The organism is Streptomyces sp. NPDC056486 (genome assembly GCF_042795295.1).
Lineage (GTDB): Bacteria > Actinomycetota > Actinomycetes > Streptomycetales > Streptomycetaceae > Streptomyces.
Map to the genome: position 1 here is coordinate 1 of NZ_JBHTSF010000044.1, position 12,176 is coordinate 12,176.

Here is a 12,176-nt window from a genome sequence, read left to right on the forward strand (position 1 = left end):
GAACGGCCCCTCCCGCTCGTGCGGGAGGGGCCGTTCTCCGTCGTTGATGATCGGATCAGCCTTGTCGGTTACGATCCCCGGGTCATGAACTGAACATGCTCTGCGGCCTGCCCGGTACAGCGGTCGGGCCACGGGAGGGAGAGCTGTGTCCGGTGGCGACCTCACGGTCGACTACGAGTTCCTGAGCGGTTGCGAACGCCAACTCGGTACTTTGCGCACGACGTTCAAGGACATCGAGAACCGTCGTGATGACATGGAGAAGCACTGGGGCGCCGGGAACATCGCGGACGCCATGGGTGATTTCGTCGACAACTGGGACGACTACCGCACCAGGCTCATCGAGGGCCTGGAATCGACGGGCAAGCTCGTCGCAGAGACGAAGAATGCATTCGAGAAACTGGACGAGGAACTCGAGAAGCAGACCAAGGGCAAGGACAAGGGCGAGGGGAAGGGCCAGTGACCACCGCGGCGTCGAAGCGCCGCCCCGTCGACTGGGAGCCGCTGTGCGAGACCGACCCCGTTCCCGGCGACCCGGAGGAGATCCGGGAAGAGGTCCGGCACATGGTCTCGGTCGCGGAGAAGCTGCGTGAGCAGGCGGGGAACCTCAAGGCCATCTCGGACGAGGACAAGCTCAAGGGAAAGTACGTCCAGCGCCTGCGCGAGGACTCCGGCACGCTGGAGAAACACATGCGGGAGGTGGCCTCCCGGTACGAGCGGGTCCACGGGCACCTCACCAAGTGGGCGAACAAGCTGGAGGACCACCAGGGCGACGCCGACCGGATCCTGCGCGAGGCCAAGGAGAAGCACGCGGAGGTCGAGCGGGAGAAGGCCAAGGACGCCGAGAAGGCGGACGGGGACAAGAAGCCGGAACCGTCGACGAGCGGAGCTGCCGAGGACCCGCTGCAGTCGTACAGGAGTCGCCTCGGCACCGTCACCGGGGACCGCGACAGCGACGCCAGCCACTACGCCGGCAAGATAAACGACGAGATCGACGACGTCATCGAGGACTCGTGGTGGGACAACGTCAAGGGCTGGGCCCATGACAATGCGGACCTGATCAAAGCCTTCATCGACGTTCTCGGCTGGATCGCTACGGCACTGGGCTTCCTGGCTCTGCTCATTCCGGGCCTGAACTTGGTCATCCTGGGAATCGCGGCCCTCACGATCGCACTCAGACTCCTCTTGGTGGCATCCGGGGACGCCACCTGGACGGATGTCATCTTCGACGTCGTGGGTGCGGTGCTCGTGGTGGGTGGCCTCGGGGCCGCTGCGAAGCTCGCAAAGGGCGCGAAGGCCACCGTGGGCGCTGCTCAGACCGCCCGGACCGCCGGCCTGAGCAGAGGGCTCAGCGGCGTCAAGGGCGTCATGGACGACATGGGCCGATTGATGACCAAGCTGCCGGAAGGGGCGGGGCGGACGGCCATCGGCGGAGCCCGTAACGCCATGCGCAAGTCCATCTCCCAGAATGTCGGCCTGGTCGCCAAGGGGCCGCTGAGGGTCAGCCCGCTGTCGACGGTGCTGCACCTCGGCGACAAGGAGATGGCCGGCATGGCGAAGATGTTGAAGGCGAACAAGGCTGCCTTCCCGGAGGCCGCGGGAGCCGCCGCGGACAAGGCCTACAAGTCCTACCAGGTGGGTCTCGGCTTGGCCTGGGGCGGCATGGGGATGGACGTCATGGACAAGGCGCTGGGCAAGAGCGACCTGACAAGCGTGACGACCGAGAAGCTCGGAACCGGCGAGAAGCCCTACAACGCGGGTTACTCCGACTGGAAGGACAACACGCTCAAGCCCGCCCCCGACACGCACTGGTAGCGGGGCGGACCACCTGGAGCGACATACCCCGCTGCACATCCGTACATCACCTGTGAGGAACGACCATGGACCTGCACTCGGCGCAACGCATTGCCGAGGCCGAGGCCGCTCGCACCGGACTCGGCACCGGCCCCAACCGGCGACTCCGACTGACGCTGATCATCGGAATGCCACTGTTCCTGCCGGTACTGGGGGTCATGCTCCTGGTACCGAAGTCCCTGGCGAACGATGTGCTCTACGTCTACGAGGGCGGAATCGTCGGCTGCCTCCTCCACTACGTCTGGGTCTTCGCGAAGTACCCCCGATACACGGGCCGTCCGCCCTACCTCACCCGGGATCTCGCCATGGGCGGCGGCTTCTTCCTGCCCTCGCTGTTCTTCGGATTCTGGCCGGGCATGATCGCCGCCCCGGCGTGGGCACTCTTCGTCGGCGTCGCCTATGCCCTGGACGTGAGGCGGGAGGGCCATGGCCACCGCTGAGCACCGGCGGACCCCGGTCGGCTTCAACCTGGTGCCGCCGCCCGGCTGGGACGTGATCCCGCTGGAAACGGGTACCCGGGAGGCGATGGACCGCATCGTCCGCAAGGCCGTCGCGCAGTTGCCCGTCGGCTTCCCCAAGGACGACATTCCGAAGGCCCGGCTGAAGCTCCTCCAGGAGATGAAGAAGGTCGTCCGCCGGGCCAGCGCCAAGGGCGGAATGACCCTCTACCTCCCCACCGAACCTCTCCACGGCATCACGCTGCCGGTCTCGATCGTCGCCTCCGAACCGATCGAAATTCCGAGGGTCACACCCGACAGGGGCCCGGAAGCGGTCCTGCTCGCGCTGGCCTCCCAGACCCCCGGGGCCGAAATGCGGGAGCTCGACGACACCGCGGCTCTGCGCTCGGAGAAGGAGGTTCCCGCCGACGCCGCCCAGGGCGTCGAAGTCGCACACCGCCAGGTCGAATACTTTGTGCCCATCCCGGACAGCGCCCCCGACAAGTACCTCACCTTCTCCTTCAGCGCCCTTGTCGCGCCCGGCTCGGACCCCGCCTTCCATGACACCCTCGTCGAACTGTTCGACGCCATCATGGGCACCTTCCGCTGGAGCTATGCCTGAAGGCTCGCCTCTGCCCGCGCCCCGACGAAAGAGACCGCCCATGTCCGAAGGCACCCTGTGGAGCACCGACCTCGGTGCCCCTCTCCACGTCGACACGGATGCCAACCCAGGCCTCTGGGGCTATCTCCACCTCCAGATCGACAAGAAGACCTTCAAGGAGTGGCTGGACCTGCACCTGACCGGTCTGGCCGCCGTCCACGACATCGAGCTCACCCGCAAACTCCGCCGGTTCCACAAGGATTTCTACGAGCAGACGATCGTGATGCTCCGGGACAAGCTGCACGCCGACGAGGCGTTCATCTATCACCCCGTTCCGCTGACCTGCATGCCCCTGGTCATGCACGCCACCCGCATCCACTGCGACGCCCCCGACGCCGCCTCCTGCGAGGGCATCACCGCGCCCGCCGTGCCGCACCCGGAGATCCCCGAGTGGCAGCAGCGCACCGGCAGCGTTGCTTTCGCCTCCCCGTATCTGGGCGCGGACGGGGTCCGGGTCACCCGCTCCTACCCGGCGGACAGCAGCATCATGATGACCTCGGTGACGTACCACTGGCACACTCCGCCCGGCATCCCCGACGTCTGCCTGCGCGGGCATCACGACGATCCGGAAGTGGTCGCCGCGGCCATCGAGCCCCTCGACGACTTCGCGCGGACGCTCCGGCTCCCCGGAGTGGCCGTGTAGCCGGCACGAAGAAGGCCCCTCTCCCTCAGCGGAGAGGGGCCTTCGTGCTGTCTCAGTGGATCCCCACCCCCGCCAGCGCCGCCTTCTGCTTCGCCGAGAGTTTCACCGGGAAGTACAGGTAGCAGACGCCTCCCGTACCGGAGACGACCTTCCCCGCGGCGTTCTTGCGCTTGGTCCTGAGCCAGATGTTCTCCCACTCGCGCCGCTTGTAGACCCGGCGCACCGCCGCGTTGCTGGGCGACGCCGGATCGTTGGCGATCACGTCCCCCTTCGACGTGAACCCGATCACCGTCATCAGGTGGCCCGCCGTGCCGTAACCGGCGCCCGTCAGCTCCTCCTTGAGGAACGACTGGGACGTTATGGCCGGGATACCCGCGGCGATCAGCGACTCGAGCTCGGTGAGCGAGGCGAGGCGGGTGACGACGCCCTGGAGATCCTTGTACGTCGACGCGTAGGCCGCGTTGAAGGGCCAGTTGCCGCAGCCTTCGTACTGGTAGTCGAAGGCATAGCGGGCCGCGTGGCACACCTGGGGGTCGGCGAAGGACGGGTCGACCCAGGCGAGGTCGGCGGGGGTGGGTTTGCGGCCCCAGAACTCGATGATCATCTGCGAGGAGGTGGGACTGCACCAGGCCTCGCCGCCGTTGTCGTACTCCGGATACTGCCCGGCGTGGATCTCCTGCGAGTAGCGCGGGACCTTCAGCTCCTTGGTGAGCTTCGGCTTGGACGCCGGGACGGTGAAGCGGTCGGGGACGGCGGACGCCATCGCGCCGAGCCGCCACACGGTGGGGGTCACCGTGGCGTCCGGCTTGCGGTACAGGGTCAGTCGCAGGCGGTACGAGACGAGGCGAAGGCTCGTCGTCGTGTCATTGATGGAGAAGGTGTCGGTCCAGATGCTGGACTTGCCGTCGCTCTGGCCGTCGACCGACGTGCGGCGGATGTCCTTCTCCTTGTCGTCGCCCGAGGTCCAGCGGCCCAGGACGTACCAAGGGGTCTTCTTCTTGTCCGAGTACGTCCCCTGGAGCTCGACCTGGAGCCACGTACCCGTGGGCGTACGGGCGTTCCAGGAGGCGACGACCTCCGTCGCGGGAACGTCAGGACGGTGCACGGGCGAGGTCCACTGGGCGTACTCCCAGGTGGCGGTCTTGCCGGTGTGGGGATCTGCGTAGTCGGTGCGGCCCGCCGCCTCGGCGATCTCCACGGCGGGGCGGGCTCCGGGGACGGCACGGGTGCCTTTCGCGGTACCCGCGCTCCAGTCGGCGTGCGAGGCCCAGAAGCGGTTGCTCACCGGTCGCTTCGCGCGCGCGGCGCCTTGGAGGGCGCCCGCCGCGAGCGCGGGGCTCACCGTGGCGGCCACCGCGGCCACGGCTGCGGCAGCGGAGAGGACGGTTCTGCGGGACATGTCATCAGCTCGGTCCATGGCGGGACCCCCAGTCGACGTGGGTTCCGGACGGATCCGGATGGGGCAGGTCAGATGCACGGCGGTAGGCCAACTATGGCTGCTCCACGCCGACTTCTGCCAGCGCTATGACCACCACCGCGTCCGCCAATATTGGCCTCGACCACTGGCGTGAGCAGGGATGGCGCGCGGAGTGGAGGATTCCGCACCCGTACGCTGGATGCTCCGCGCCCGTACGCTGGACGCGATGACCGCACACGCCACTCCCCTGTCCCGTGTCGCCGAAGATCTGCTGCGCCTGCCGCCCTCCTGCGGCCCCGTCCGCCTCGTCGCCGTCGACGGGCACGCGGGCTCCGGCAAGTCGACCTTCGCCGACCGCCTCGCCGAGGCCCTGGGCGGTGCGCCCGTCCTGCGGCTCGACGACATCGCGAGCCACGACGAGCTGTTCGGCTGGACGGACCGGCTGACGCGACAGGTCATCGTGCCGCTCTCGCACGGCGGAACGGCGCGCTACGAGACGTACGACTGGCACGCCCGCCGCTTCGGGCCCCAGGCCCGCACCCTGCCGCCCGCGCCCGTGGTCCTCGTCGAGGGCGTCGGCGCGGGCCGCCGCGCGTTGCGCCCGTTCCTGGCGCGGCTGCTGTGGATGGAGTTGCCGCGTGAAGAGGCCTGGGGGCGGGGGCGCCACCGGGACGGTGCGGTCCAGAGCGACTTCTGGGACGGATGGGAACCCGCGGAGCGTCGGCACTTCGCAGAAGACCCTTCACGACCTTTTGCCCAGTCTTTGGTACGACAGTGGTGCAAGGGATATGAGGTACTGCAGGGTCCGAATGAGACGGTTACACAGCACCAGACCGTCACACAGGGTGATGATCCAGAGGCGGTGCGCTGAACCTGCGGAAAGTGACTTCCGGAAGTTCTCACGAGTTTTCATGAGTGCCTCAACTCGGCTTGACCCAGGGCCCTTACAGGACTTACGTTCTGAATGTGCGGTCTTTCGAGGCCGCCCGCAGACTCGAAGCCCCCGGTTGTTCCCCCGTGATCGGGGGCTTCGTTCTGCCCTCCGGCCCCGCATTGCGGGCGCTGCGAGCCTCCTTTCGCTCACCCTCGGTGACGACGAGGTCCCCCCTCACCTGCCCGATCCCGCAGTGCGGCACCCTACGGCCGGGCACTCCCTCGCAGGTACGATGCCCTTCGGTGCGACTTACGGACGGCTGCTCTGCGCACCGGTTCAACGTCCGTCCGCAGCACGGCGGTTCAGCGAAGTTGCCGACGGACACCGGTCCGGCGGTACACAAACGGGGGCACGGTTTGTGGGGGACGTGATGGACTTCGACGCGGTGGGCTCACCCGCCCCGGCCGACCTCGCCTGGCTGAGGGGCGTCGACGCCTACACGATGGGCGCCTATCCGCAGGCGGAGGAGGAGTTCCGGGCGGCGGTGCGGATGGATCCGGGGATGGCCGACGGCTGGCTCGGCCTGCACGCGCTGCGCATCGACACGACGACGGCGCTGCTCCGGATGTTCCAGCACCGGGACAGGTTCGGGGAGCAGCGCGCCCGGCACGGGCGCACGCTCAACTCCTGGTACTGGCTCGGCTGGTGGGTCCAGCCCGTCCTGGAGAGCACACGCGATCTGCTGCTCGCGCACGCGTCGCACTGGCTGGACGGACGCCACGTCCCTGAGCTCGACCGGGCGTTGGCCGGTCTGCCGCCGGTCGACGCGGATCCGCAGGTGCGGTTCCTGCACGCCTGCCGGTCCTATCTGGTCAAGGACTGGGAGCAGCTGGTCCGGCACACGGACTCGCTGATCGACGACGCGATGCTGGGCATCGAGGCCGGCCTCTTCGGAGGCATGGCCCGCGTACGCCTGGAGATGTTCGGCCAGGCCGAGCCGCTCCTGTCCGCCGCCCTGATGCGGTGCCGCAGCGAGCAGCCGCAGCGCAAGGAGCTTCGCTACTGGCTGGCCCGCGCGCACGAGGGCACGGGCCGCTCGGCGGCGGCCCTGCCGCTCTACCGCGCGGTGCACCGCGTCGATCCCTCCTTCATGGACACCTCCGCGCGGCTCGCGGCGATCTCGGAGGGCGACGGGTACGACGAGGTCACCGACCTGGCGGCGATCGCCCTGACCGGCTTCGGGCAGGACGTGATGGAGGGGCCCGACGGCATCGATCCGCTCTTCGGTACCGAGGGCCGCGATCTGAAGGTCACCGAGCCCGACCTGCCCGCGGGCGGCGTCCCCACCGAGTCCGACTCCGTGCGTGAGAAGGCCGTGATCCCCGTCCAGCCGGGACCGCAGCTGCCGCCGGGCCCCACCGATCCCGCACTCCTGGAGGCAGCACTGGCCGAGCTGGAGGGGATGGTCGGCCTCGAACCGGTGAAGCGCCAGGTCAAGGCGCTCTCCGCGCAGCTGAACATGGCACGCCTGCGGGCCGCGCAGGGGCTGCCCGTACAGCCGCCGAAACGACACTTCGTCTTCTCCGGCCCCTCGGGCACCGGCAAGACCACGGTGGCCCGCATCCTGGGAAGGGCGTTCTACGCTCTGGGCCTGCTCGGCGGCGACCATCTGGTGGAGGCGCAGCGCGCGGACCTGGTCGGCGAGTATCTGGGCCAGACCGCCGTGAAGGCCAATGAGCTGATCGACTCGGCGATCGGCGGCGTGCTGTTCGTGGACGAGGCGTACTCCCTCTCCAACTCGGGCTACGGCAAGGGCGACGCGTACGGCGACGAGGCCCTCCAGGTCCTGCTCAAGCGCGCCGAGGACAACCGCGACCATCTGGTGGTGATCCTCGCGGGCTACCCCGAGGGCATGGACCGCCTGCTTGCCGCCAACCCCGGACTCTCGTCACGCTTCACGACCCGCGTGGACTTCCCCTCGTACCGCCCCCTGGAACTCACCTCCATCGGCGAGGTCCTGGCCGACGAGAACGGCGACGTGTGGGACGAGGAGGCACTGGACGAGCTGCGCTCCATCAGTGGGCACGTCGTCGACCAGGCCTGGATCGACGAGCTCGGCAACGGCCGCTTCCTGCGCACGCTCTACGAGAAGAGCTGTGCCTACCGCGACCTGCGGCTCACCGGCTATCCCGGCGATCCGAGCCGTGACGACTTGTCGACACTGCGGCTCCCGGACCTGATGCAGGCCTACGGCGAAGTGCTGTCGGGGCGGGGGCCTCAGGACCCGCCGAGGGCCGTCTGAGGCTCTTGAGCTCCCCGCCCCGCCCGGTCACACCAGGGCGCCGTCCCTGGACTCCTCGGGCTTGCGGGGCGCCGAGATCCGGTGCGCCGGGTCGCGGACCTCGCCGACCAGGAGCTCGAGGACGTCCTCGAGGGCGACCAGGCCGAGCACCTTGCCCGACGCGTCGGCGACCTGCGCCAGATGCGTCGCGGCGCGGCGCATCACCGTCAGGGCGTCGTCCAGGGGGAGCTCGGCGCGCAGCGTCGTCATCGCGCGCCAGACCTGCTGCGGCACCGCGCGGTCCGTCTCTTCGAGGTCCAGTACGTCCTTCACGTGCAGGTAGCCCATGAAGGCGCCGTTCTCCGCGCGGACCGGGAAACGGGAGTAGCCGGTGCGCCCGGTGAGTTCGATGACCTGCTCGGGGGTGACCGACGCGCCCACGGTGACCAGGGACGCCCGGTCCAGGAGGACGTCCGTCACCGGGCGCGAGCCCAGCTCCAGGGCGTCCTCGAGGCGCTCCTGCTCCTCGGGGTCGAGCAGCCCCGCCTGGCCCGAGTCGCCGACGAGCCGGTTGAGCTGCTCGCTGGTGAAGACGGCCTCGACCTCATCCTTGGGCTCGACCCCGAAGAGCTTCAAGACGAGCCGCGCGCATGCCCCCAGCGCCACCGTGACCGGACGGCAGAGGCGGGCGAAGGCGACGAGGCCGGGACTGAACCAGAGCGCGGTCTTCTCCGGGGCGGCCATCGCGAGGTTCTTGGGAACCATCTCGCCGACGACGAGGTGGAGGAACACGACCACGGCGAGCGCGATGGCGTACCCGAGCGGATGGATCGCCCCCTCGGGGATGTGCGCCGCTTCGAAGACCGGCTCCAGGAGATGCGCGACGGTGGGCTCGGCGACCGCGCCGAGCGTCAACGAGCACATGGTGATGCCGAACTGGGCGGCCGCCATCATCTGCGGCAGATGCTCCAGGCCGTAGAGCACCTGGCGGGCCCGCTTGGTGCCAAGGGGCTCGATCTGGCTGCGGCGCACGGAGACGAGCGCGAACTCGGCCCCCACGAAGAAGCCGTTGGCGAGGACGAGGAGGAGGGCGAACAGGAGTTGGAGCACACTCATCGGGCGGCCTCCGCCACGCTCATGGCCTCTGGGGCATCTGTGGCTTGTGGAGTATCTGTGGCTTGTGGGGCCCGTACGAGCCGTACCCGCTCGGCGCGGTAGTGGTCCACCTGGCGCACCGCGAGCCGCCAGCCCGGGAGTTCGGCCCGGTCGCCGGGTACGGGGATGCGGCCGAGCAGATCGGCGACGAGTCCGGCCACGGTCTCGTACGGCCCCTCGGGGACGTCGAGTCCTATCCGCCGGAGTGTGTCGACGCGGCAGCTGCCGTCGGCGTCCCACGCGGGCCGGCCGTCCTCGGCCGGTGCCACGGCGATCTCGGGCAGGTCGAGGAGGTCGTGCTCGTCACGCACCTCGCCGACGAGCTCCTCGACGATGTCCTCCAGGGTGACCACCCCTGCGGTGCCGCCGTACTCGTCGACGACGACGGCTATCGGCTGCTGGCTGCGCAGCTGCTCCAGGAGCTGCTGCACGGGCAGCGTCTCCGGTACCAGGAGCGGCGTCTGCGCGATGCGGCCCACGGGCGCTCTCAGGCGCTCGTGGGCGGGGACCGCGAGGGCGTCCTTGAGGTGCACCATGCCGACGATCTCGTCGATGCGCTCGCGGTACACGGGAAAGCGCGAGAGCCCGGTGGCGCGGGTCAGGTTCACCACGTCCTCGGCGGTCGCCGACGTCTGCAGCGCGCTGACCTTCACCCGCGGGGTCATGATGTGCTGCGCGGTCAGCTCGCCGAGGGAGAGCGTGCGGACGAACAGCTCCGCGGTGTCCTGTTCGAGGGTGCCTGCCTGCGCCGAGTGCCGGGCGAGGGAGACCAGTTCGCCGGGGGTGCGGGCCGAGGCCAGCTCCTCGGCGGGCTCGACGCCGAACAGTCGTACGAGCCGGTTGGCCGTGGTGTTGAGGAGGGAGATCACGGGCCTGAAGAGGCGCGAGAACACATGCTGCGGGCCCGCGACGAACCGCGCGACCTGGAGCGGCTTGGAGACCGCCCAGTTCTTCGGTACCAGCTCGCCGATCACCATCTGCACGGCGGACGCGAGGAGCATGCCGACGACCACGGAGACGCCCGGTACGGCGCCTTCCGGAAGGCCGGTCGCCGTGAAAGGGCCCGCGAGCAGATGCGCGAGGGCCGGTTCGGCGAGCATGCCGACCACGAGTGAGGTGATGGTGATGCCGAGCTGGGTGCCGGAGAGCTGGAAGGACAGCTCCTTGAGGGCGCCGACGACCGTACGGGCCCGTCGGTCGCCTTCGGCGGCGGCCTTCTCGGCGTCCGGGCGCTCGACGGTGACGAGCCCGAACTCGGCGGCCACGAAGAAGCCGTTGGCGAGAATCAGCAGGAATGCCGCCCCGAGAAGCAGCAGGGAAGTGGTCATACCGCCGCCTCCCTGGTCTGACCTGTCCCGGTATGTCGGGAGGGGGCGGCGCATGTACTACAGGACGAACCGTCCATCGCCGGAGGGAGTCACTCCTCGGGTAGCAGGAGCCCCAGCGGACCGGGCGGGCCCGACTGGGGCGGGGCGGCACACCATGCGTGCCCCGCCACCAGATTAATCAAGACCGGGCCATAAACGTCAGCCCTGCGGGGTGCGGGCCTCGGCGAGGGCACGCAGCGCACGGGCGTCGCTGATGGCCCGCTGCTTGGCGATGCCCGGCTGGATGCCCATGGCGGGGAGGCTGGTGCCGTCACTGAGGTTGAGGAACACCCACGGGTCGCCCGGACGCAGGTTGACCTGAACGATCTCGGCCCACTCCAGGCGCCTGCTGGTCGCGATGTTGACGACCGTCACGCCGGATTCGTCGGCGACGACCTTGGGCCTGCTCAGGAGCGCGAGCACACCGAAGAGCAGCGCCCCGGTGAAGATGAAGCTGAGCCGCTCCCCCGCGCTGAGGCCCGGGATGAGCAGGGCGATCACCGTGAGGACCACGAGGATCGCGGCGCCCGCCGTGAGCAGGACGGCCCGGGTCCGGCTGGGCCGGAAGGTGACGGGCAGGGCGGGAACGTCGGTCTGGTCGGTCTGGTCTGTCATCGCCGGGGTCTCCTGCCGGGTCATCAGAGGCGGCAGGCGTGGATGGCGGTGGTCAGGATGGCCCGCGCCCCGATGGCGTACAGGTCGTCCATGATCCGCTGGGCTTCCTTGGCCGGGACCATGGAGCGGACGGCGACCCAGCCCTCGTTGTGCAGCGGCGAGATCGTCGGCGACTCGAGGCCCGGGGTGAGGGCCACAGCCTGCTCCAGGTGCTCGGCGCGACAGTCGTAGTCCATCATCACGTACGCCCTGGCCACCAGGACGCCCTGCAGGCGGCGCAGGAACTGCTCCACCTTGGGGTCGTCGGTGTCGGCGCCGGTGCGCCGGATGACGACCGCCTCGGACTTCATGATCGGCTCGCCGAACACTTCGAGGCCCGCGTTGCGCAGCGAGGTGCCGGTCTCCACGACGTCCGCGATGACCTGGGCGACGCCCAGCTCGATGGCGGTCTCGACGGCGCCGTCCAGGTGGACGACGGAGGCGTCGACGCCGCTGTCCGCGAGGTGCTTGGCGACGATGCCCTCGTACGAGGTCGCGACGGTCTTGCCCGCGAGGTCCGCGATGGTGCTCGCCGTGCCCGGCTTCCCGGCGAAGCGGAAGGTGGAGCGCGCGAAGCCGAGCGGCAGGATCGTCTCGGCGTTCGCGCCCGAGTCGATCAGGAGGTCCTGACCCGTGATGCCGATGTCGAGCTTGCCGGCCGAGACATAGATCGCGATGTCCTTGGGCCGGAGGTAGAAGAACTCGACTTCGTTGTCCGGGTCGACGAGGACGAGCTCCTTGGACTCCTTGCGCTGCTGGTATCCGGCCTCATGGAGCATCGCCGACGCAGGTCCGGACAGTGAACCCTTGTTCGGGACGGCGATGCGCAGCATGAG

General features: G+C 69.2%; 12 protein-coding genes. 7 read left to right on the forward strand and 5 right to left on the reverse strand.

Translation table 11 applies throughout. The features are described from left to right. Positions 1-145: 145 nt before the first annotated feature. From ACFQ7F_RS19225 to ACFQ7F_RS19245, 5 genes are all read left to right on the forward strand, one after another. Complete coding sequence (locus ACFQ7F_RS19225; protein WP_383271847.1) at positions 146-460, forward strand: hypothetical protein; 315 nt, start codon at positions 146-148, stop codon at positions 458-460. Continuing rightward, on the forward strand, positions 457-1,812 hold the full coding sequence (locus tag ACFQ7F_RS19230; protein WP_383271849.1) for a hypothetical protein: 1,356 nt from the start codon (positions 457-459) through the stop codon (positions 1,810-1,812). The genes ACFQ7F_RS19225 and ACFQ7F_RS19230 overlap by 4 nt, the downstream gene beginning before the upstream one ends. A 65-nt stretch (positions 1,813-1,877) precedes the next feature. Continuing rightward, positions 1,878-2,291: a hypothetical protein gene (locus ACFQ7F_RS19235; RefSeq protein WP_383271851.1), complete on the forward strand. Its 414-nt coding sequence runs from the start codon at positions 1,878-1,880 to the stop codon at positions 2,289-2,291. Next, on the forward strand, positions 2,278-2,910 hold the full coding sequence (locus tag ACFQ7F_RS19240; protein WP_383271853.1) for a hypothetical protein: 633 nt from the start codon (positions 2,278-2,280) through the stop codon (positions 2,908-2,910). The genes ACFQ7F_RS19235 and ACFQ7F_RS19240 overlap by 14 nt, the downstream gene beginning before the upstream one ends. A 40-nt stretch (positions 2,911-2,950) precedes the next feature. After that, a complete protein-coding gene (locus ACFQ7F_RS19245; protein ID WP_383271855.1) occupies positions 2,951-3,592 on the forward strand; it encodes a hypothetical protein in 642 nt (213 codons plus the stop codon). Positions 3,593-3,644: 52 nt separating this feature from the next. Here the strand turns inward: ACFQ7F_RS19245 and ACFQ7F_RS19250 are convergent, their stop codons facing one another. Then, on the reverse strand, positions 3,645-5,009 hold the full coding sequence (locus ACFQ7F_RS19250) for a peptidase C39 family protein (protein WP_383271857.1): 1,365 nt from the start codon (positions 5,007-5,009) through the stop codon (positions 3,645-3,647). A 226-nt stretch (positions 5,010-5,235) separates the two neighbouring features. On the opposite strand from ACFQ7F_RS19250, the gene ACFQ7F_RS19255 reads away from it, so the two are divergent. Further along, positions 5,236-5,880: a uridine kinase gene (locus ACFQ7F_RS19255; protein ID WP_383271859.1), complete on the forward strand. Its 645-nt coding sequence runs from the start codon at positions 5,236-5,238 to the stop codon at positions 5,878-5,880. A gap of 433 nt (positions 5,881-6,313) precedes the next feature. Then, complete coding sequence (locus ACFQ7F_RS19260; protein WP_383271862.1) at positions 6,314-8,185, forward strand: AAA family ATPase; 1,872 nt, start codon at positions 6,314-6,316, stop codon at positions 8,183-8,185. Between the two features lie 27 nt (positions 8,186-8,212). On the opposite strand, the gene ACFQ7F_RS19265 is transcribed toward ACFQ7F_RS19260, so the two are convergent. From ACFQ7F_RS19265 to hisG, 4 genes are all read right to left on the reverse strand, one after another. Then, entirely contained in the window at positions 8,213-9,280 is a 1,068-nt protein-coding gene (locus ACFQ7F_RS19265; RefSeq protein WP_383271864.1) for a hemolysin family protein, read from the reverse strand. Continuing rightward, positions 9,277-10,647: a hemolysin family protein gene (locus ACFQ7F_RS19270; protein ID WP_383271866.1), complete on the reverse strand. Its 1,371-nt coding sequence runs from the start codon at positions 10,645-10,647 to the stop codon at positions 9,277-9,279. Before ACFQ7F_RS19270 ends, ACFQ7F_RS19265 begins: the two co-directional genes overlap by 4 nt. 198 nt (positions 10,648-10,845) lie before the next feature. Further along, positions 10,846-11,301 (reverse strand): PH domain-containing protein, encoded by a 456-nt coding sequence (locus ACFQ7F_RS19275; RefSeq protein WP_383271868.1) that lies wholly within the window; start codon positions 11,299-11,301, stop codon positions 10,846-10,848. 23 nt (positions 11,302-11,324) lie between these two features. Continuing rightward, on the reverse strand, positions 11,325-12,173 hold the full coding sequence (hisG, locus tag ACFQ7F_RS19280) for an ATP phosphoribosyltransferase (protein WP_383271870.1): 849 nt from the start codon (positions 12,171-12,173) through the stop codon (positions 11,325-11,327). Between the last annotated feature and the right edge of the window lie 3 nt (positions 12,174-12,176).

What these genes read in the sequence shown, in the direction of transcription:
- ACFQ7F_RS19235 (WP_383271851.1), top strand. Translation starts at nt 1,878, where the DNA reads ATGGACCTGCACTCGGCGCAACGCATTGCCGAGGCCGAGGCCGCTCGC.
- ACFQ7F_RS19240 (WP_383271853.1), top strand. Translation starts at nt 2,278, where the DNA reads ATGGCCACCGCTGAGCACCGGCGGACCCCGGTCGGCTTCAACCTGGTG.
- ACFQ7F_RS19245 (WP_383271855.1), top strand. Translation starts at nt 2,951, where the DNA reads ATGTCCGAAGGCACCCTGTGGAGCACCGACCTCGGTGCCCCTCTCCAC.
- ACFQ7F_RS19250 (WP_383271857.1), bottom strand. Translation starts at nt 5,009, where the DNA reads ATGGACCGAGCTGATGACATGTCCCGCAGAACCGTCCTCTCCGCTGCC.
- ACFQ7F_RS19255 (WP_383271859.1), top strand. Translation starts at nt 5,236, where the DNA reads ATGACCGCACACGCCACTCCCCTGTCCCGTGTCGCCGAAGATCTGCTG.
- ACFQ7F_RS19260 (WP_383271862.1), top strand. Translation starts at nt 6,314, where the DNA reads ATGGACTTCGACGCGGTGGGCTCACCCGCCCCGGCCGACCTCGCCTGG.
- ACFQ7F_RS19265 (WP_383271864.1), bottom strand. Translation starts at nt 9,280, where the DNA reads ATGAGTGTGCTCCAACTCCTGTTCGCCCTCCTCCTCGTCCTCGCCAAC.
- ACFQ7F_RS19270 (WP_383271866.1), bottom strand. Translation starts at nt 10,647, where the DNA reads ATGACCACTTCCCTGCTGCTTCTCGGGGCGGCATTCCTGCTGATTCTC.
- ACFQ7F_RS19275 (WP_383271868.1), bottom strand. Translation starts at nt 11,301, where the DNA reads ATGACAGACCAGACCGACCAGACCGACGTTCCCGCCCTGCCCGTCACC.
- hisG (WP_383271870.1), bottom strand. Translation starts at nt 12,173, where the DNA reads ATGCTGCGCATCGCCGTCCCGAACAAGGGTTCACTGTCCGGACCTGCG.